Here is a 20085-nt window from a genome sequence, read left to right as displayed (position 1 = left end):
GGATTCTCGCCATGACCGCTTCACTGAAACTGATCAGCCACAAGCTTTGCCCCTATGTGCAGCGCGCGGTGATCGCGCTCAACGAGAAGGGCGTGCCGTTCGAGCGGGTCGACATCGATCTCGCCAATAAGCCCGACTGGTTTCTCAAACTGTCGCCGCTCGGCAAGGTGCCGGTGCTGGTCGTGACGAGCGAGAAGGGCGAGGTCGCGCTGTTCGAGAGCAACGTGATCTGCGAGTACATCGAGGAGACGCAAGGCGGCGTGAGACTGCATCCGGCGGATGCCTTGGAGCGTGCCGAGCACCGGGCGTGGATGGAGTTCGGTTCAGCAGTGCTCGCCGATCTCTGGGGCCTAGAGACCACGACCGATGCGGCGACGTTCGAGAGCAAGCGCCAGGCGCTGATGGTGAAGTTCGCCCGGGTCGAAGCGGCGCTCGGTGCCGGTCCTTATTTTGCTGGCGAAGCGTTCAGTCTCGTCGACGCCGTATTCGCCCCCGTCTTCCGCTACTTCGATCTGTTCGACGAGCTGACCGACCACGGCATTTTCCGCGATGTGCCGAAGGTCCGCGCATGGCGCGCCGAACTGGCGAAGCGTCCGAGCGTCCGTACTGCGGTGGGCGCGGACTATCCGCAATTGCTGCGCGCCTTCCTCGTGCGCCACGACGCGCATCTGCTCAAGCTTGCGGCCTGAGCCCACGCCGATGTCGCAATCCATGGCCTGGCTGATGCTGGTGATCGCAGGCGCACTCGATGTTGGCTGGGCGATCTCGATGAAATATGCGGAAGGCTACACGCGCGCTGGCTGGAGCGTCGTTTCGCTCGTGCTGCTCGTAGCCTTCGTTGTCCTGCTCGGGCGTGCTTTGAAGGTGCTCGAGGTCGGCGTCGCCTATTCGGTCTGGACCGGCATCGGCGCCGCCGGCACCGTCGTCATGGGTGTGGTGCTGTTCGGCGAGGCGCTGAGCGCAATGAAGATCGCGGGGATCCTGCTGGTGCTGACGGGGATCGCGGCGCTCAAGCTGGCCTAGAGCTCTGCGGCCATTTTCGCGAGCGTCGCGATCGTTTTCATGTTGCGCGCGGTGCCGGTCTTGGCGGCGGGGATGACCAGCTTCGACGTGCCCATGCCGTCGCCGTAATGCACGTAGATCTCGCGGCGGCCGAGGCGGATCTCCTCCTTGTTCTGGCCGCGAATGCCGGCGAGCGCATCCGCCGGCGGCGCCTTGTCGAGGAAGATCGCGACGGTACGGTTGGGGGCGGCCTTTGGAAACGGATTATCGGCCAAGACCTGCGCCATCTCGGTGGCGCTGCGCACGAGCACGCCGACCGGCGCGCCGGCATAGGCGTGCAACCGCTTTTCGAGTGCGGTCTTGATCGCAGATTGCGACTTGCGGCTTGTGAAGACGACGTTGCCGCTTGCAATATAGGTGCGCACGGCGGCGTAGCCGAGCTCCTCGCACATGGCCTTGAGTTCGCTCATCGGCAATTTGCCGGTGCCGCCGACATTCACGGCACGCAGCAATGCGATGAACGCACCCACGGAAAGCTCAGCGCACGTTGGCGAGGCGCATGTCGAGATAGGCGGTGATGGTTTCCATCAGCGGCTCGAGCTTGGCGTCGAAGAAGTGGTTGGCGCCCGGGATGACCTGCTGGTCGATCACGATGCCCTTCTGGGTCTTCAGCTTCTCGACCAGCGTGTTGACGTCCTTGGGCGGCACCACCGCGTCCTTCTCGCCATGCACGATCAGCCCCGAGGACGGGCAGGGTGCGAGGAACGAGAAGTCGTAGAGGTTGGCGGGCGGCGCGATCGAGATGAAGCCCTCGACCTCGGGGCGGCGCATCAGCAGCTGCATGCCGATCCAGGCGCCGAAGGAGAAGCCGGCAACCCAGCAGGCGCGCGCTTCGGGATTGATGGTCTGCGCCCAGTCGAGCGCCGCGGCCGCGTCCGACAATTCGCCGGTGCCGTGGTCGAACGAGCCCTGGCTGCGGCCGACGCCGCGGAAATTGAATCGCAGCACCGAGAAGCCACGATGCGCGAACGCATAGTAGCACTGGTAGATGATCTGGTGATTCATCGTGCCGTGGAACTGCGGATGCGGGTGCAGGACCATCGCGATCGGCGCGTTCTTCTGCTTGGCCGGATGGTAGCGGCCTTCGAGACGGCCGGCGGGGCCGGTGAAAATAACTTCAGGCATGATGATCTCTTGATTGATCCCTTGAAGACGCTCTTCAACAATCAACCGATTGTGCGGATTTCATCGGCTGCTGGGCCGATCAAGCCGCGAATGGAAGGGTGGAGCGGCGCCCTCGGATGATGCGCGAGCGGCGCGCGGCGAACTGACGCGCGCGTTCTAACATGAGGCGAGGGTCAAAAAGCAAGCATCTTGAACATCCCGCAATCGGCTCAAGACGTTAGCGTGTCATGGCCGTCATCGCGCGAAGGCGATTGGGAATCGAGATTGCCAAGCGCTGCCCGGGGGTCCATGTCGGGTACCAGTGCGGGCGAAGCAGCCTGGTCCGAATGGTAACATAATACGTCATGCCGAGCCGTGTTTATCTCGACTGGAACGCGACCACGCCGCTTCGCTCCGAGGCGCGAGGCGCAATGCTCGCAGCCTACGAGCTGATCGGCAATCCGTCCTCTGTTCACGCCGAGGGGCGCGAGGCGCGACGGCTTGTCGAGGGGGCGCGGGCCATCCTTGCGACCGCAGTAGGCGCGCTGCCGCGGAACGTCGTCTTCACCTCCACGGGAACCGAAGCCAACGCGCTGGCGCTTTCACCGGGGCTTCGGGGGCCGTCTGGGGGGCCTGTCGAGCGGCTTCTGGTCTCGGCCGTCGAGCATGCTTCGGTACTGGCAGGCGGCCGGTTCCCGGCAGATGAGATCGGTCAGATCAGGGTCACACGCTCCGGCGTGATCGACCTCGATCATTTGAAGGCGCTGCTCAGAGAGGGCCCGCCGGCGCTGGTCTCTATCATGGCGGCCAACAACGAGACGGGCGCGCTGCAGCCTATCGCCGAGACCGCGGGAATCGTTCACGGGGCCGGCGGCCTCCTGCACGTCGACGCAATCCAGGCGCTTGGGAAAATCCCCTTCGATATCAAGGTGATCGGTGCGGACCTTGCGACCTTTTCTGCGCACAAGATCGGCGGCCCCAAGGGGGTCGGCGCGCTGGTCGTGGCCGAGGGCGTGGCCGGACTTGAGCCGGTGCTGCGGGGCGGCGGGCAGGAGCTGAACCGGCGCGCCGGAACCGAGAATGTCGCCGGCATTGCCGGCTTCGGGGCATCCGTGCGGGCTGCCCTTCAGGCTTTGCCGGAGGATGCGGAACGGATGGCAACCCTCAGAGATCGCTTGGAAAATGGCATTCGCTCCATGGCCGGCGCAACGGTCTTCTCAGATGACGCCAGGCGGTTGCCAAATACCGTTCTTTTCACGGCTCCCGGCTTGAAAGCCGAGACCGCGGTGATCGGTTTCGACCTCGAAGGTGTCGCGGTGTCCTCGGGCTCTGCCTGTTCCTCGGGCAAGGTACAGCCGTCCCACGTGCTGTCGGCGATGGGGTATGATCCCACCGTCGCCCAAGGAGCGGTGCGTCTCAGTCTGGGCTGGTCCACGGAGCCGGATGACATCAACAGGGCGTTAGAGGCTTGGCGAAAGCTCGGTAATACCCTACTTAAGGGATAAGCGATGAAACACGGCTTGAACGGTTCTAAGCGCGTGCGTCCCGCCAAGAAACATCGTAATAGTCGTCCGAATTTGATGATCCACCGCGGTCCTTGAAACCGCGAGCGGAGGATAGAATGCCAGCCGTGCAAGAGACGGTCGAGCGCGTGAAGCGCATCGACGTCGATCAGTATCGTTATGGGTTTGAGACCCTGATCGAGTCCGACAAGGCCCCAAAGGGGCTGTCGGAAGAAACCGTCAAGTTCATCTCCGAGAAGAAGAACGAACCCGCCTGGATGCTCCAGTGGCGGCTCGAGGCCTATCGGCGCTGGCTGACCATGACCGAGCCGACCTGGGCCCGCGTCGACTATCCCAAGATCGACTTTCAGGACCTCTATTATTATTCGGCTCCCAAGCCGAAGAAGACGATCACCTCGCTCGACGAGATCGATCCCGAGATTCTGAAGACCTACGAGAAGCTCGGCATTCCCTTGCGGGAAGTCGCCATGCTCGAAGGCGTCGAGCCGAAGCCCGGCGAGGAAGACCCCAACAGGCGCAAGATCGCGGTCGACGCGGTGTTCGATTCGGTCTCGGTTGCGACCACCTTCAAGGCCGAGCTGAAGAAGGCCGGCGTGATCTTCATGCCGATCTCGGAGGCGATCCGCGAGCATCCCGAGCTGGTGCAGAAATATCTGGGATCCGTGGTGCCGACGTCGGACAATTTCTACGCAACGCTGAACTCGGCGGTGTTCTCGGACGGCTCGTTCGTTTACGTGCCGCCGGGCGTGCGCTGCCCGATGGAACTGTCCACCTACTTCCGCATCAACGAGCGCAACACTGGCCAGTTCGAGCGCACGCTGATCATTGCCGACAAGGGCTCCTACGTCTCTTATCTCGAGGGCTGCACCGCGCCGCAGCGCGACGAGAACCAGCTGCACGCGGCCGTGGTCGAACTCGTCACGCACGACGACGCCGAGATCAAATATTCGACGGTGCAGAACTGGTATCCCGGCAATTCGGAAGGCAAAGGCGGCATCTACAATTTCGTCACCAAGCGTGGTGACTGCCGCGGCAACAATTCCAAGATCTCCTGGACCCAGGTCGAGACAGGTTCGGCGATCACCTGGAAGTATCCGAGCTGCATCCTGCGGGGCGACAATTCGCGTGGTGAATTCTATTCGATCGCGATCTCGAATGGCTATCAGCAGGTCGACAGCGGCACCAAGATGATCCATCTCGGCAAGAACACGTCGAGCCGTATCATCTCCAAGGGCATCGCCGCCGGCAGATCGCAGAACACCTATCGCGGCCTCGTGACGGCGCATCGCAAGGCGACCGGCGCGCGCAACTTCACCGCCTGCGATTCGCTGTTGATCGGCGACAAATGCGGCGCGCACACCGTGCCCTACATCGAAGCCAAGAACTCGTCGGCGACGTTCGAGCACGAGGCCACCACGTCCAAGATCTCCGAGGACGTGCTGTTCTACTGCATCCAGCGCGGCCTCACGCAGGAGGAGGCGGTCGGCCTCGTCGTCAACGGCTTCGTCAAGGACGTGCTGCAGCAACTGCCGATGGAATTCGCGGTGGAAGCGCAGAAGCTGATCTCGATCTCGCTTGAAGGATCGGTCGGCTAGCGCCGGCCCTCGCGGCGCGCGTCGCGCGCCCTATGCATCATTTGAATAAACTGGACACCAAGATGGCTTTGCTTGAAGTGAAAGACCTCAAGGTTCGTGTCGAGGAGCGTGAGATCCTCCATGGGTTGACGCTGACCGTGAACGAGGGCGAGATCCACGCGATCATGGGGCCGAACGGCTCCGGCAAATCGACGCTGTCCCACGTCATCGCCGGCAAGCCTGGTTACGAGGTCACCGACGGCGAGATCCTGTTCAAGGGCGAAGACCTGCTCGCGATGGCGCCCAACGAACGGGCCGCCAAGGGCGTGTTCCTGGCGTTCCAGTATCCGGTCGAGATCCCCGGCGTCTCCACCATGAATTTCCTGCGCACCGCGCTGAACGCGCAGCGCAAGGCGCGCGGCGAGGGCGAATATTCGACGCCCGACTTTTTGAAGAAAGTCCGCGAAGTCTCGAAGTCGCTGAACATCCCGCAGGACATGCTCAAGCGCGGTGTCAATGTCGGCTTCTCCGGCGGCGAGAAGAAGCGCAATGAGGTGCTGCAGATGGCGCTGTTCGAGCCGAGCCTGTGCATCCTCGACGAGATGGATTCCGGCCTCGACATCGACGCGCTGCGCATTGCAGCCGACGGCGTCAACGCGCTGCATTCGCCCAAGCGCGCGATGGTCGTCATCACCCATTATCAGCGGCTGCTGAACTATATCGTGCCTGACGTCGTGCACGTGATGTCAAAAGGCCGTGTCGTGAAGAGCGGTGGCAAGGAACTGGCGCTGGAGCTGGAAGCGTCCGGCTACGCCCAGTTCGAGGACGCCGCGTAAGGAATTTTGAGATGAACGTTGCTGTGGCAAAGACCGGAAACGGCCGCGCGGTGAGCGATCTCTTCGCCAGCGCCGAAAGCCGGCTGCCGGGTTCGCCTTCCGTGATCGCGGTACGCCGCGAGGCGTTCGAGACCTATGAGCGTCTCGGCCTGCCGCACCGCCGGATCGAGGAGTGGAAGTACACCGATCTGCGCGCGCTGGTCGGCGAGGTACTGCCGCTCGCGGCTGCGCCCGATGCGACTGCGTTGAAGCGCGCCGCGGACGCGGTGAAAGCACATGCGATCGCCGGCGCCCGCAAGCTGGTGCTGGTCGACGGTGTGTTCGCTCCCGATCTCTCCGACGTCAAGGCGCTCGCCTCCGAGGCGGGCTTTAAGACATTGCGGGAGACGCTGGAGAAGGATTCCGGTCTGTTAAGGACCGCGGCCATCGATGCGGTGATCGCGCTGAACGCGGCGATGGCGACCGACGGTGTCGTGCTTGATATCGCCGACGGCACGCAGCTGTCCGCGCCGATCCAGATCATTCACGTCGCGGTTGCATCTTCCGCGTCGGCTTTCACCCGCTCGCAGGTTGCGGTCGGGAAGGGCGCTCGTGCCACCATCATCGAGAGCTTTGTCGCGGCCGGCGCCAAGGCTTACCAGGTCAACGATGCCGTCATCCTCTCGGTTGGCGATAATGCCGACATCGCGCATATCCGTCTGATGGACGATTCGCCGGATGCTGTGAACATCACCTCGCAGTTCGTCACGGTCGGCGCGAATACAAAGCTGAACTTCTTTAACATGACGACCGGCGCGGCAGTCAGCCGCCTGCAGGGCTTCATCACGCTGGCAGGCGAGGGCAGCGAGCTCTCCGTCAACGGCGTGAACCTGTTGCAGAAGACCGAACATGGCGACACCACGCTGGTGGTCGACCATGCCGTGCCGAACTGCGTCAGCCGAGAAGTTTTCCGCGCCGTGATCGACGATCGCGCCCATTCGGTGTTCCAGGGCCGCATCATCGTTCGTCCCGATGCGCAGAAGACCGACGGCAAGATGATGATCCGCGCGCTGCTGCTCTCGGATGAGGCGGAAGCCGACAACAAGCCCGAGCTCGAGATCTTTGCGGACGACGTCTCCTGCGGTCACGGCGCCACCGCCGGTGCGCTGGACGACAGTCTGCTGTTCTATCTGAAGGCGCGCGGCCTGCCGGAGAAGCAGGCCCAGGCGCTGCTGATCCAGGCCTTCGTCGGCGAGGCGATCGAGCAGATCGCCGACGATGATCTGCGCGAGCACGTGATCGGCATTGCCGAGCGCTGGCTGGAGCGGCGCCAATGAGCACGCATCCGGCAGTCAAGAACGGCTCTTACGACGTTGCGCGCGTGCGCCAGGATTTTCCGGCGCTGGCCATGCAGATCTACGGCAAGCCGCTGGTCTATCTCGACAACGCCGCATCTGCGCAGAAGCCGAGCGCCGTGCTCGATCGCATGACGCAGGCCTACACCTCCGAATATGCCAACGTGCACCGCGGCCTGCATTATCTCGCCAACGCCGCGACCGAAGCCTATGAGGGCGGCCGCACCAAGGTGGCGCAGTTCATCAACGCGCCGCGGACCGAGGAAGTGATCTTCACCCGCAACGCGACCGAGGCGATCAACCTCGTCGCCTCGTCCTGGGGCGAGCCGAACATCAAAGCAGGCGACGAGATCGTCATTTCGATCATGGAGCACCACTCCAACATCGTGCCCTGGCATTTCCTCAGGGAACGCCATGGTGCCGTGATCAAATGGGCGCCGGTCGACGACGAGGGTAATTTCCTCATCGACGAATTCGAAAAGCTGCTGACGTCGAAGACCAAGCTGGTCGCGATCACGCAGATGTCGAACGCGCTTGGCACCATCGTCCCGGTCAAGGACGTTGTGAAGATCGCCCACGCCCGCGGCATTCCCGTGCTGGTCGACGGCAGCCAGGGCGCGGTGCATATCCCAGTCGACGTCCAGGACCTCGGCTGCGACTTCTATGTCTTCACCGGCCACAAGGTCTACGGGCCGACCGGCATCGGCGTGCTCTGGGCCAAGTACGACCACCTGGTCGCGATGCGCCCCTATAACGGCGGCGGCGAAATGATCCGCGAGGTCTCGCGCGACATCGTCACCTACGGCGATCCCCCGCACAAATTCGAGGCCGGCACGCCGGCGATCGTCGAGGCCGTCGGGCTCGGCGCCGCGATCGACTACGTCAATTCGATCGGCAAGGAGCGCATCGCCGCGCACGAGCACGATCTCGTCACCTACGCCCAGGATAAGCTGCGCGAGATCAACTCGCTGCGGCTGATCGGCACGGCGCGGGGCAAGGGCCCGGTGATCTCCTTCGAACTCAAGGGCGCGCACGCCCACGACGTCGCCACCGTGATCGACCGCCAGGGCATCGCGGTGCGCGCCGGCACCCATTGCGTGATGCCGCTTTTAGAGCGGTTCAACGTCACAGCCACGTGCCGGGCGTCGTTCGGCATGTATAATACGCGGGAAGAAGTCGATCATCTGGCACAGGCGCTGTTGAAGGCGCGGGATTTGTTCGCATGAGTGACACGGCCGAAATCAAAGCCAATCCGATGGAAACCCAGTCGGCGCTGCCGCCTGACGAGACCGAGCGTCTCACCACCGAGATCATCGCCGGGCTCAAGACCGTGTTCGACCCGGAAATCCCGGCTGATATCTACGAGCTCGGCCTGATCTACAAGGTCGAGATCAAGGACGATCGTTCCGTCGATGTGCAAATGACGCTGACGACACCGAATTGCCCGGCCGCCGGCGAGCTGCCGACCATGGTCGAGAACGCGGTCGCCAGCGTCCCCGGCGTCGGCGTGGTCGACGTCAAGGTGGTCTGGGAGCCGGCCTGGACGCCGGAACGCATGAGCGACGAGGCCCGCCTCGTGCTCAACATGTGGTGACGCGTAACCTCGGCTTTAGATCCTTGTTAGATCCTTGGCATTGAATTCGCTCGGCAACGGACCACATCATTGACATGACACAGATATCGTCGGGCTCGACACCAGCATCCACTCCAAAGCCGAGGCGGCCCCGCCCGCAGGTCATGCGGCTGACGGACGCTGCCGCCCAGCGCATCAGCGAGCTGACCCAGCGGGCCGATTCCGAGATCGTTGGCCTGCGCGTCGGCGTCAAGAACGGCGGCTGTGCCGGACAGTCCTACACCGTCGAATACGCCCATGATGTCCGCCCGACCGACGAGGTCGTCGAGGACAAGGGCGTCAAGATCCTGGTCGATCCGAAGGCCGTGCTGTTCCTGCTCGGCACCGAGATGGACTACAAGGCCGACAAGATGCAGGCCCAGTTCGTCTTCAACAACCCCAACCAGATTTCCGCCTGCGGCTGCGGCGAGTCCGTCGAGCTGCGCCCGGCGCAGATCGACGGGTAGTCCGTTTCTCGCAAATCGCTCCGCTGTCGTCCTGGCGAAGGCCAGGATCCATACCGCGTGATCTCGCGGTGATCGTCGGTGCCAATACCGACGCTGGCACGACTGGCAGTCTTCGCTAAACTCCCTCCCGTGGAATGGGTCCTGGCTTTCGCCAGGACGACCGTGCGGAAATAGTTCAGCCATGGACCGCGAATTTCTGATCGACCTGTTCGCCGATTTCGGCCCCGTCGCCATCCGGAAAATGTTCTCCGGCTACGGCATCTCCGCCGACGGCGTCAACTTCGCGCTGGCCTTGCGCGCCGGCCTATTTTTTCGCGCTGACGAGATGACCATCCCGGATTTTGAGGCGGAAGGCTCGAAGCCGTTCCAATACTCGACCCGCGCCAAGACCGTGGTGGTGAACTCCTATTGGGAGCTGCCGGCCCGCCTGTTCGACGATTCCGCGGAACTCGCGCAATGGGCGAGGGCCGCGCTTGCTGCTGCCCAGCGCGCCAAGGTGAAGAAGCCGCCCAAGGTGAAGAAGGCGGCGAAGAAGGTTGCGAAGAAGCCCGTTGCAACGAAGCGGCCGACCAAGAAGAAAACAGTGCGCAGGGCGGGCAAAGCGAAGCGTGCCCTCCGCTGAGGTGCTGGTGTGGGAGATGATGGGCATGGCGCTGAGCGCCTTTGCCCACCCGATGGGACTTCACTCCACGGCCTTGGTCAGACCAACCCGCATGTCCCTGGCGGTGAAGACGCAGACGCCGTCGGCCAGCACGCGACCGTCGGCAATTCCGAGCACCAGCTTGCCGCGCCGGACCATCCTCATGGAGACCTCGTAGCGCACGCGTTGCGCGTTCGGTGTGACCTCGCCCGTGCACGCGACTTCGCCGACGCCGATGGCGCGGCCCTTGCCCGGCGAGCCCGACCATCCCAGCCAGTAGCCGACCATCTGCCACATGGCATCCAAACCCAGAGACGCTGGCATCGTGGCATCGCCGTGATAGTGGCAATCGAAGAACCAATGGCCCGGCGCGATGTCGAGTTCGCCGACGATATGGCCCTTGCCGAACTCGCCGCCATCCAGGCTGATCTCCGTGATGCGATCCATCATCAGCATCGGCGGCGCTGGCAATTGCGCATTGCCCGGCCCGAAATAGCCGCCCTCGCTCGATCTCAGCAGCTCGTCCCTGGTGTAGGACGGTTGCGGTGAGTGAAAATCATGCGGATTGGGCAAGACGACAAGTCCTCCGGATCTTCGCAGTCGGACGCCTCAAGACGGCGAGGGAGATGTCGTTCGTCGGGTCAGAATGTCAAGCGCTGGCGGTGCGCGGCTTCGGCGTCACGCCACCCGGTTATGGGTCTCGACCGTGAATTCCGGATCGGCCTCGCAGATCACGCGGTTGCGGCCGTTGCGTTTGGCGGCGTAGAGGCAGGCATCCGCGCGTTCGATCAGCGCATCGGTGTCGTCACCCTGCTTGAGCATGGAGACGCCGACGGAGATGGTGACCCGGCCAAGGATTTCGCCGGTGGACTTCTTCTTTAGTTCCTTCGCCATCACCGCGCGGCGGATGTGATCGGCCACCGTGAGGGCCTGGCGCAGCGCGGTGTTGGGCAGCACGACCGCGAATTCCTCGCCGCCATAGCGGGCGGTGATGTCCTGGCCCTTGATGGTCTGCTTCAGCGACAGGCCGACCAGCCGCAGCACCTGGTCGCCGGTGAGATGGCCGTAGGAATCGTTGAACGACTTGAAATGATCGATGTCGACCAGCAGCAGCGACAGCGGCTCGCCGGAGGCGAGCGCGCCTTGCACGGCCATGTCGATCATGCGATCGAAATATTTGCGGTTGCCGAGCCCCGTCAGCGGATCGGTCAGGCTCTCGGCGCGGATCGCCTCCAGGCTCTGCTGGAGGTTGCTGATCTCGCTCCTCGAGAGCGTCAGCCGGTCTTCCAGCGCCTTGTTGGTCTCGCGCATCTCGCTGGTCGAATGCAGCAGCGTCTCGATGATCGACTTGATCTGCTCGCGGCTTTCGGCCGATGACAGCTTTTTGGTCGCGTCTGACAGGCTCGCATCGTAGGAGCCGGTCATCGCGAGCGCGTCGCCGAGAACCTTTATGACGTCGTCGATCTCGCCGATGACGCGCGCGCCGACCTTGTCGATGCGCTCGGTGGTCTTGATGTGGGAGAGGTAGGTCTCGTAGATCTGATCGAGATCGGCTTCGGTCAGCTTGCCGCTTCGCGCCAGCGTCTCGTTGATGATCTTGTTGAGCGGGGCGTTGTAGCCGGTGGCGTAGACGTACCAGATCTCGTAATTGCGGGGAATTGCCGTCTGCCGTAGCGATCGGATCTGACCGAGCGCTACCTGGGCGAACGCCATCGTGCGTTCGTGTTCGTCGAGCACCTTGACCACGGAACATACCCCACAGCGACCGGCGCGCCGACGACCGCAGCAATACTTAAATTATGTTCGTAGGCTAACGGACGATCGTGAACGCCCCGTAAATATACGTCCACGAATGCATCCGAAAAAGTGCGCGCCGGCTTGGTTTCAACCAAAGCCGGGCGCGCATCGTGCTTCAGGCGCCGGCGGGGGAGCGAACTGGACGCAGCAGAAAGGCCGGCAGATGCGAGTGGTCACCCGGCTCGCTGTCGGCTTCGCGTTGGCGGCGCGGCTCGGGACGGCCGATCGACGGCACATGCGACGGATTGGCCTGCTGCTGGCGCGCACCGTCACGCGGCTCGGATGATGGCTTGGCTTCGCGCGGCGGCCTGGCTTCACGCGAAGGTCTGGCTTCACGCGGAGGCCTTGCCTCGCGCGCGGGCCTTGCTTCGGAAGCGGGCCCTGTCTCGGGAGCGGACCGTGCTTCGGCCGAAGGCTGTGCCTCGCCACGCGGTTCGCGCGGCTCGTGGCTGCGCTCACGATCGCGGCCGCGCTGCGGCTTGCCGCGTCCGCCGCGTGAACGTTCACGGCCGCGCTGCTCGCGCGGACGCTCGCTCGCGTCGGAAGCATCGGTGCGGACTTCGAAATCGCCCTCCGCGCGTGGAATGCTCTGGCCGATCAGCTTCTCGATCGCCACCATCGACTTCTGGTCGAGCGGCGTGACGAGCGAGATCGCCATGCCGGACCGCCCTGCGCGACCGGTGCGGCCGACGCGGTGGACATAATCGTCGGGATGGTGGGGAACGTCGAAATTGAAGACGTGGCTGACCTCGGGGATGTCGAGGCCGCGGGCGGCGACGTCGGATGCGACCAGGAGGGGCAGCTCGCCCTTGCGGAACTGCTCGAGTGCCGCCGTGCGGGCCGACTGGTCCATGTCGCCGTGCAGCGCGCCGACGCTGAAGCCGTGCTTTTGCAGCGATTTGTGAACGACGGCGACCTCGCGCTTGCGATTGCAGAAGATGATCGCGTTCTGGAGATCCTTCGCCTCGCGCAGCAATCGGCGAAGCAGCTCGCGCTTCTCGTGCGCCTCGCGCCCGGCCGGGACCTGACACTGCGTAACGGTGACAGCGGTGGTGGCGGGCTTCGATACCTCGATCTTCTGCGGATTGTGCAGGAAGGTTTCGGTGATGCGCCGGATCTCCGGCGGCATGGTCGCGGTGAAGAACAGGGTCTGCCGCGTGAACGGGACGAGCTTGCAGACGCGCTCGATGTCGGGAATGAAGCCCATGTCCAGCATGCGGTCGGCTTCGTCGATGACGAGCAGCTCGACGCCGGTGAGCAGCAGGCCGCCGCGCTCCGTGTGGTCGAGCAGGCGGCCGGGAGTGGCGATCAGCACGTCGACGCCGCGCGTTAGCTTGGCATCCTGGTCGCCGAAGGAAACGCCGCCGATCAGGAGGGCGACGTTGAGTTTCTGGCCCGCGCCGTAGCGGTCGAAGTTTTCCTTCACCTGCGCCGCGAGTTCGCGGGTTGGCTCAAGGATCAGGGTGCGCGGCATGCGCGCCCGGGCGCGGCCCTTTTCGAGAATGGTGAGCATCGGCAGCACGAAGGCCGCGGTCTTGCCGGTGCCGGTCTGGGCGATGCCGAGCACGTCCTTGCGAGCGAGGACGTGAGGGATCGCCTGTTCCTGAATGGGGGTGGGGGTGGTGTAACCGGTGGCCGCCACTGCAGCGAGGACTTTTTCGGATAGTCCGAGATGGGTAAAAGACATTGAGCCTCTGGTCGAAACCGCCGTTCGGAATCGAGGGTAATAAGGCTGTCGCGTTCCACCCCAAAACGGCGCGCTCTCAAAGAAGCTGGGGGTGCTGACTCACGCGAACAAAGCGCCAAACTCAGGAATCGCTCTTCGATCTGAGCCGCGTCGCCACGGAACATAGGGGGGAATCGGCCAAAGTCAATGGAGCGGGCGCGGGAAGGCCCTAAAAAACCTGAGGTTTTCGCCCAAATAGTGGGAGCGGCTGCGGTTTTCCGCCCAAACGTCGGCTAGCGCCCCTCCGGCCCCTGCGCGCGGAAGTCGCCGGGCGCGATCCCGTAGGCGGCGTTGAAGACCCGGTAATAGGTCGCGACGCTCTCGAAGCCGCAGGAGGTCGCGATGTCGGCAATCAACCGGTCCGGGGCTTCGCGCATCAAGCGGCGGCTCTGGTTCAGGCGTTCGTCCGTCACGGTTTGCGAAAAACTCCTTGCCGCGCTTTCGAACAGCATGTGCAGGTGACGCACGGAGACACCGAGCAGGTCGGCCACCATGGCCGGCGCCAGATTTGGGTCTTGCAGGTGCCGCGCGATCAGGCGCCGCGCCTGCGAGAGCCGGGCGGTCCGCAGCGCGGCCTGCCCGAGGCGGCTGCCGGCCCGCAGCATGCCGCGCTCGATCAGCGCCAGATGGGCTAAAGCCTCGACGAGCGAAGCGGCATCGGCGGCGCCGTCATCACCCGCGGCAACCGTACCGAGATCGGCGAAGCAGGCGTCGAGCAGGGGCTTCAAGCCGGGATCGTCGAACGTCCGGGGCGCAAGCTCGCGCATGCGCTTGTCCTGCATGGAGAGGCCGCTCACGGGAATCTTCAGGATCCGCAGGTGGAAGCCGCCCGTGCCCAGCGGCGTGGCGCGATAGGTCTGGTCGGTATGGCTGGTGGCGAAGCTGCCATTGGCGATCGTGAAGTCGCTGCCGCGCATGCCGCCGAACCACGCGCCGCTGCCGAGCTGCTGATAGACGCAGAGGCTGTCGCCCGGCGCGTGAGCGATGTCGGTCACGCTGCGCTCGACCGTGTAATGGGAGGCCTTCAGCTCGACGAGGCCGGCTCCGCCAAGCCGGCGCAGCGAGAATTCGCCGAAGAAGTTCGCGCGGCGTTCGGGCTCGAGTTCGACGGTGACGCCGAACAGGCCCTTGGCGCGCACCTCGCGCCAAAAGTCGAAGCGGTCGTGCGGCTCGACCTCGTCGGTGCACCAGCGATACACGGCGGCCCCTCGCTTCCAGCGGAATTGCCCACAAGAATTGACCGAGAAAAAGCAAATTCCGGTGGCATCTACCATAGGCTGGACAACAGACCTGAGTCCTCAGGGCGGTTGAACCAGCGATGTGGCTGGGCCGACTATCACATCAAAGGCGCGGTTCCCATGAACCGCTGTTCGAGGGAACCGGCGTGGGGCCGTTCTTGAGGGATTTTCGATGACGCGTCGGCTTCTCAGAGTACTGGCAGCGCTTGGCCTTGCGGCCGGCCTCAGCGGTTTCGCGCTTCCCGCCTGTGCCGAGAAGCGCGTTGCGCTCGTCGTCGGCAACAACGACTACAGGAACGTTCCGAAGCTGCTCAAGGCGGTCAACGACGCCCGCACCATGGGCGATACGCTGAAGCAGCTCGGATTCTCCGTGATGCTCGCCGAAAACCAGAGCCGGCAGCAATTTTCGGAGACGCTGCTCGCGTTCGATCGGACGATCGAGCCCGGCGACACCGCGTTCTTCTTCTATGCCGGCCACGGCTTCGAGATCGCAGGCCAGAACTATCTGCTGCCGACGGACGTGCCCGCGGCGACGGAAGGGCAGGAAGAACTGGTGCGTGACGCCTCCATCCTGGCCGATCGCATCGTCGAGCGCCTCCAGAACAAGAAGGCGCGGACCTCGATCCTGGTGTTCGACGCCTGCCGCAACAACCCGTTCGAGCGCAAGGGTACCCGCGCCGTCTCCGGTGGCGGCGGGCTTGCCCCGATGGTGCAGCTGCCCGAAGGCGTGTTCTCGGTCTTCTCGGCGGGCCCGCGCCAGACCGCGCTCGACCGCCTCTCCAATGACGACGCCAATCCCAATTCGGTATTCACGCGCACCTTCGCCAAGGAACTGCTCCAGCCCGGCGAGAACCTGGTGCAAGTGGCGCAGCGTACGCGCCGTCTCGTGAGCGAGATGGCCGACACTGTCAAGCACAGGCAGGTGCCGGTCTATTTCGATCAGATGGTCGATGACGTCTTCCTCAGCGGCATCGCCAAGGATGCCGCCGCGCGCCCGGCCGATCCGCCGGCGCAGAAGCTCGCGGCGCTGCCACCGGTGTCGGTGCCGCGCGTGCCGAAGGAGGAGACCACCAACGCGCCGATCGCGAGCTTCTCGCGTCACAATGGCGGCTGGAGCGTGGTGTTCTCCTTTGCCGATCCGACCCTCGGCGTTTCCTGGCGCATGGCCGGCAACGGCGACTTCCGCGAAACCGGCTTCATCGATACGCTCGACCCGCGCACGCGCAAGAGGATGCCGAACCCGTCGATCGAATTGCCGCCGGACGCGCAGGCCGGCACCATCGAGGTTCGCTATGTCGACCAATCCGGTGACATGCAGGGGCCGTTCCCGATCAGGTTCGATCCCGAAGCCGCGCTGATCCGTGACCAGCGCAAGATCCTGGACATGACCGCGACGAGCTGGCTGTCATTCCGCGAGTTCAACGGGCTGCTGGTCTACTACACGCACCTAGTGTCCTACCGCTGCGCCATCCGCGAGGTGCGCATCGGCATCGATACCGCCGTTCCGAACCAGGTGTTGAAGATGCCGCGCTGCGACATGCGCGATCCCAGTGCGATCAGCGCCGGCATGCCGCTCTCCATGAAGCTCGCGCCGGCAACGCAGTTCATCTCGGTGGAGCTGACCTATCGCGACGGCAGCGTGTCGGAGATCAAGAGCTTCCGCAGCGCGAACCGCAGCAACAACTGAGGTGTCGAGCAGGCCGCTTAGCTATTCGCGGCGCTTCCGGATGAAGCGTTTGAGGGCCTCGATCAAGGACGGGGTCAGCGGGAAGAAAGCGCCCATCGCGATCGAGATGATGACTTGGCGCGGCAGGAGCTTGACCTACTCCTCGTGCGGATAACCGTTCTGTTCGATGCGCACCGGCGCAAGCGGCGGCCTGCGCGGTGCGATCATGATCAAGACGAAAAGCACGTTGATCAGGATCCAGACGCCGAGCAGTATGAGGATTGTCTGCACTGCAATTTCCCGAATGAGTCGGAATTGGAGGCAAGGCTAACGGCCATTCACAACCGCAGCAAATGAATCTTGCTTGCTGCACTGCAAAGAATGCTTGGCTCGTGAAGGAGGACCCGACCGTGAAACCCGATACGTTGCAGCGTCCCCAGGGCTCCCCGCTGAAGGTGCGGTGTTGCATCGTCGGCGGCGGACCGGCGGGCATGATGCTCGGCTATCTCCTCGGGCGCGCCGGCATCGATGTCGTGGTGCTGGAGAAGCATGCGGATTTCTTCCGCGACTTCCGCGGCGACACCGTGCATCCTTCGACGCTCCAGGTGATGGACGAGCTCGGCCTGATCGACGGATTCCTGAAGCTGCCGCATCAGCGCTTGCAAAAGCTGGACGGCCTGTTCGGCAGTACCCCCGTTCGCATCGCCGATCTCAGCCGGCTCCGCACCAAGTACCCCTTCATCGCCTTCATGCCGCAATGGGATTTCCTGAATTTCCTGCGCGAGGCCGGCCAGCGCTTCGCCTCGCTGCAGGTGATGATGAACACGGAGGCCGTCGATCTGATCCGCCGCGGCGAGACCATCGCCGGCGTGCGGGCGAATACGCCTGACGGTATCGTGGACATCGAAGCTGATCTCACCATCGCATGTGACGGCCGGCATTCGACCGTGCGCCAGCATTCCGGCCTCGAGGTCGAGGAGATCGGCGCGCCCATGGACGTGCTGTGGTTCCGCGTCGAACGCAAGGCGAACGAGACCGAGATCCTGTTCGCGCGCGTCGAGCCCGGCAAGATGATGATCACCTTCGACCGCGGCGACTATTGGCAGTGCGCCTATGTCATCGCCAAGGGACAATACGACGCGGTGAAGGCGAGGGGATTGCAGGCGCTGCTCGACGACGTCGTTCGCATGGCGCCGGTCCTGAAGAGCGGCATAGCCGAGGTGAAGAACTTCGACGATGTCAAGCTGCTCACCGTCGCGATCAACCGCCTGCCGCGCTGGACGCGGCCGGGCCTGCTTCTGATCGGCGACGCCGCACATGCGATGTCGCCGGTCGGCGGTGTCGGCGTCAATCTCGCCGTCCAGGATGCGGTCGCGACCGCAAACCTGCTGGCGGACGAGCTGCAGCGCGGCTGCCCGTCGGAGGACGAACTCGATGCCGTGCGCCGTCGCCGCGAATTCCCGGTGAAGATGACGCAGCGGATGCAGATGATCGTGCAGAACAACATCATCAGCGGCGCCTTGCAGGGCGGCGACCGGCCGCTGAAAGTGCCGCTGGTCCTGCGCCTCATCACCGCGCTGCCGTGGCTCCAGGGCATTCCGGCGCGCCTGCTCGCGCTTGGCGTCCGGCCCGAGCACGTGCAGTCGAAGGCTGCGCCGGCACGGTAGCGCAAGGGCTCGGTAGGGATAACGCGGCGTTAAATCGCGCTCGGCGCGTTGCCTGCGTGCAACAGCGCAAACGGATTGAAGGCGCGCTGCTTGCCAATCCGACGTCTTAACTGTCTTGATTCAAATTTGAGTAAGACCTGCGTGTGAGCGTGCACCCATCAAAGGACACGGGGTGTACCATGCGTAACAAGTTGATTGCCGCCTTCGCCTGCACGACCGCTCTGATTTCGACCGGCGCCGCTTCCGCCGCCGATCTCGGTGCTCGGCCCTACACAAAGGCGCCGGCCTATATGGAGTCGATGTTCAACTGGAGCGGCTTCTATGTCGGCGGCCACATCGGCGGTGCATGGACCAACGAGCAGTTCATCAACAACGGGACCGGCGCACCGTTTGGCGATCTGACCCCGGGGCAGGGCTACCGTCAGCGCAACTCCGGCATCCTGGGCGGCGCCCAGATCGGCTACAATTGGCAGGCCAACAACTACGTGTTCGGTATGGAAGGCACGATCTCGGGCCTCGACAACAAGGGCTCGTTCTTGAACACCGCGTTCGGCGCGGGTGACGACGTGTTCTCCTGGCGCACCAATGTGCTTGCCACGGTCGTCGGTCGCGCGGGCTTCGCCGTGCAGAACAACCTGTTCTACATCAAGGGCGGCTATGCCGGCGTGAACAACCGTCTGTCGGTCACCGATACGGTCGGTCCGGCCACCGGTTCCGGCGGTCAGACCCATTGGGCCAACGGCTGGACCGTCGGTGCCGGCTGGGAATACGGCATCACCCGCAACTGGATCGTCGGCCTCGAATACAACTACGCAGCCTTCGCCAGCCAGACCTATCAACTCGGCGGCACCTCCGGCAATTACAGCTTCGATGCCAAGCCGCGCGACCTGCAGTGGGCCGTCGTGCGCGCCAGCTACAAGTTCGACGCGCCGGTCATCGCCCGCTACTAAGTGGGTCAACGAACGACCAAGCAGCCATAAAAGACGATCACTGCCCAAATTCAAAAGCCCCGGCATTGTCCGGGGCTTCTTTTTTGTGTGCAGATTTATTGGTGCGGCCTACGCCATCACCGAGAACCCGCCATCGACGGGGATCGCGGTGCCGGTGACGAAGTTGGAGGCGGATGAGGCGAGGAACACGGTGATGCCGGCGAAGTCGTCGATGTCGCCCCACCGCCCCGCAGGCGTGCGTGCCAGCACCCGCTCGTGCAATCCCGATACCTGCTGCCGCGCACCGCGGGTCAGATCGGTGTCGATCCAGCCCGGCAGGATGGCATTGACCTGGATGTTGTCGGGCGCCCACGCATTGGCGCAGGCGCGCGTGTACTGAACGATGCCGCCCTTGCTCGCCGCATAGGCCGTTGCGAAGCTCGCGCCGAAGATCGACATCATCGAGCCGATGTTGATCACCTTGCCGTTGCCGGACGCCTTCAGCGCCGGATAGGCCAGCTTCGAGCACAGGAAGGCGCTGGTGAGATTGGTGTTGATCACCGTGTTCCACTCGTCGAGCTCGAGCTCGTGCGGCGGCTTGCGGATGCTCATGCCGGCATTGTTGATGAGGATGTCGATCCGGCCGAGATCCCCGACGACGCGATCGATCATCGCGGCGATGGCCGCCTTGTCGGTGACGTCGGTGGCAACAGAGATCGCCTTCACGCCGCGTTGGCTGAGGTCGGCGATGGCGGCGGCGGATTTGGTTTCGTTGCGCCCGACCACGGCGATGTTGGCGCCGGCGTCGGCGAGGCCACGGGCCATGCCGAGCCCGATGCCGCCATTGCCTCCCGTGACAATCGCGACCTTGCCGCGCAGATCGAACCGACTGGATGTCATGCTGCTATTC

At 63.9% G+C, this 20085-nt stretch carries 21 protein-coding genes; 13 read left to right on the top strand and 8 right to left on the bottom strand.

Annotated features, from left to right (window positions below):
* Positions 1–11 precede the first annotated feature (11 nt).
* Positions 12–689: a glutathione S-transferase family protein gene (locus tag AC0L23_RS01505; protein ID WP_018454457.1), complete on the top strand. Its 678-nt coding sequence runs from the start codon at positions 12–14 to the stop codon at positions 687–689.
* Between the two features lie 10 nt (positions 690–699).
* Positions 700–1023, top strand: a complete 324-nt coding sequence (locus AC0L23_RS01500; protein WP_039799056.1) for a DMT family transporter — start codon at positions 700–702, stop codon at positions 1021–1023.
* On the opposite strand, the gene AC0L23_RS01495 is transcribed toward AC0L23_RS01500, so the two are convergent.
* Together AC0L23_RS01495 and AC0L23_RS01490 are read right to left on the bottom strand one after the other, a co-directional pair.
* Positions 1020–1532, bottom strand: a complete 513-nt coding sequence (locus AC0L23_RS01495) for a DUF1697 domain-containing protein (protein ID WP_085358775.1) — start codon at positions 1530–1532, stop codon at positions 1020–1022. The two genes, AC0L23_RS01500 and AC0L23_RS01495, sit on opposite strands and share 4 nt — an antisense overlap.
* Before the next feature lie 7 nt (positions 1533–1539).
* A complete protein-coding gene (locus AC0L23_RS01490; RefSeq protein WP_007591562.1) occupies positions 1540–2187 on the bottom strand; it encodes an alpha/beta hydrolase in 648 nt (215 codons plus the stop codon).
* Positions 2188–2531: 344 nt separating this feature from the next.
* Between AC0L23_RS01490 and AC0L23_RS01485 the strand changes: the two genes are divergently transcribed.
* From AC0L23_RS01485 to AC0L23_RS01450, 8 genes are all read left to right on the top strand, one after another.
* Complete coding sequence (locus tag AC0L23_RS01485) at positions 2532–3671, top strand: cysteine desulfurase family protein (protein ID WP_085358774.1); 1140 nt, start codon at positions 2532–2534, stop codon at positions 3669–3671.
* Positions 3672–3787: 116 nt separating this feature from the next.
* Complete coding sequence (gene sufB / locus AC0L23_RS01480) at positions 3788–5284, top strand: Fe-S cluster assembly protein SufB (RefSeq protein ID WP_007609805.1); 1497 nt, start codon at positions 3788–3790, stop codon at positions 5282–5284.
* A gap of 62 nt (positions 5285–5346) precedes the next feature.
* Complete coding sequence (gene sufC / locus AC0L23_RS01475; RefSeq protein ID WP_007609807.1) at positions 5347–6099, top strand: Fe-S cluster assembly ATPase SufC; 753 nt, start codon at positions 5347–5349, stop codon at positions 6097–6099.
* Positions 6100–6110: 11 nt separating this feature from the next.
* Positions 6111–7415 (top strand): Fe-S cluster assembly protein SufD, encoded by a 1305-nt coding sequence (gene sufD / locus AC0L23_RS01470; RefSeq protein WP_085358772.1) that lies wholly within the window; start codon positions 6111–6113, stop codon positions 7413–7415.
* A complete protein-coding gene (locus tag AC0L23_RS01465; RefSeq protein WP_018454451.1) occupies positions 7412–8659 on the top strand; it encodes a cysteine desulfurase in 1248 nt (415 codons plus the stop codon). The genes sufD and AC0L23_RS01465 overlap by 4 nt, the downstream gene beginning before the upstream one ends.
* A complete protein-coding gene (locus AC0L23_RS01460) occupies positions 8656–9027 on the top strand; it encodes an SUF system Fe-S cluster assembly protein (RefSeq protein WP_085353497.1) in 372 nt (123 codons plus the stop codon). The genes AC0L23_RS01465 and AC0L23_RS01460 overlap by 4 nt, the downstream gene beginning before the upstream one ends.
* A 74-nt stretch (positions 9028–9101) precedes the next feature.
* A complete protein-coding gene (locus AC0L23_RS01455) occupies positions 9102–9512 on the top strand; it encodes a HesB/IscA family protein (protein WP_007609828.1) in 411 nt (136 codons plus the stop codon).
* Between the two features lie 181 nt (positions 9513–9693).
* Positions 9694–10134 (top strand): TfoX/Sxy family protein, encoded by a 441-nt coding sequence (locus AC0L23_RS01450; protein ID WP_018454449.1) that lies wholly within the window; start codon positions 9694–9696, stop codon positions 10132–10134.
* A gap of 60 nt (positions 10135–10194) precedes the next feature.
* On the opposite strand, the gene fabA is transcribed toward AC0L23_RS01450, so the two are convergent.
* The 4 genes from fabA to AC0L23_RS01430 all read right to left on the bottom strand — a co-directional run bounded on the left by fabA (position 10195) and on the right by AC0L23_RS01430 (position 14874).
* Entirely contained in the window at positions 10195–10725 is a 531-nt protein-coding gene (gene fabA, locus AC0L23_RS01445) for a bifunctional 3-hydroxydecanoyl-ACP dehydratase/trans-2-decenoyl-ACP isomerase (RefSeq protein WP_085353496.1), read from the bottom strand.
* Positions 10726–10830: 105 nt separating this feature from the next.
* Complete coding sequence (locus AC0L23_RS01440; RefSeq protein ID WP_085353495.1) at positions 10831–11898, bottom strand: GGDEF domain-containing protein; 1068 nt, start codon at positions 11896–11898, stop codon at positions 10831–10833.
* A 166-nt stretch (positions 11899–12064) separates the two neighbouring features.
* Complete coding sequence (locus tag AC0L23_RS01435; protein WP_085353494.1) at positions 12065–13636, bottom strand: DEAD/DEAH box helicase; 1572 nt, start codon at positions 13634–13636, stop codon at positions 12065–12067.
* Between the two features lie 272 nt (positions 13637–13908).
* Positions 13909–14874 carry a helix-turn-helix transcriptional regulator gene (locus AC0L23_RS01430; RefSeq protein ID WP_085353493.1) on the bottom strand — a complete coding sequence of 322 codons (966 nt, stop codon included), beginning with the start codon at positions 14872–14874 and terminating at the stop codon, positions 13909–13911.
* Positions 14875–15085: 211 nt separating this feature from the next.
* Here AC0L23_RS01430 and AC0L23_RS01425 point away from each other — a divergent pair, with 211 nt between their 5' ends.
* Complete coding sequence (locus tag AC0L23_RS01425) at positions 15086–16600, top strand: caspase family protein (RefSeq protein WP_085358770.1); 1515 nt, start codon at positions 15086–15088, stop codon at positions 16598–16600.
* A 135-nt stretch (positions 16601–16735) separates the two neighbouring features.
* On the opposite strand, the gene AC0L23_RS01420 is transcribed toward AC0L23_RS01425, so the two are convergent.
* Positions 16736–16870, bottom strand: coding sequence for a hypothetical protein (locus tag AC0L23_RS01420; RefSeq protein WP_256465053.1), 135 nt, complete (start codon positions 16868–16870; stop codon positions 16736–16738).
* Positions 16871–16989: 119 nt separating this feature from the next.
* Between AC0L23_RS01420 and AC0L23_RS01415 the strand changes: the two genes are divergently transcribed.
* On the top strand, positions 16990–18246 hold the full coding sequence (locus tag AC0L23_RS01415; RefSeq protein ID WP_085358781.1) for an FAD-dependent oxidoreductase: 1257 nt from the start codon (positions 16990–16992) through the stop codon (positions 18244–18246).
* 179 nt (positions 18247–18425) lie between these two features.
* Positions 18426–19196, top strand: a complete 771-nt coding sequence (locus AC0L23_RS01410; RefSeq protein ID WP_085353492.1) for an outer membrane protein — start codon at positions 18426–18428, stop codon at positions 19194–19196.
* Between the two features lie 108 nt (positions 19197–19304).
* Here the strand turns inward: AC0L23_RS01410 and AC0L23_RS01405 are convergent, their stop codons facing one another.
* Complete coding sequence (locus tag AC0L23_RS01405; RefSeq protein WP_085353491.1) at positions 19305–20075, bottom strand: SDR family NAD(P)-dependent oxidoreductase; 771 nt, start codon at positions 20073–20075, stop codon at positions 19305–19307.
* Positions 20076–20085 lie beyond the last annotated feature (10 nt).

The sequence above is a fragment of the Bradyrhizobium sp. MI1.4 genome (assembly GCF_055811315.1).
This window is presented reverse-complemented; position numbering and strand designations above follow the sequence as displayed.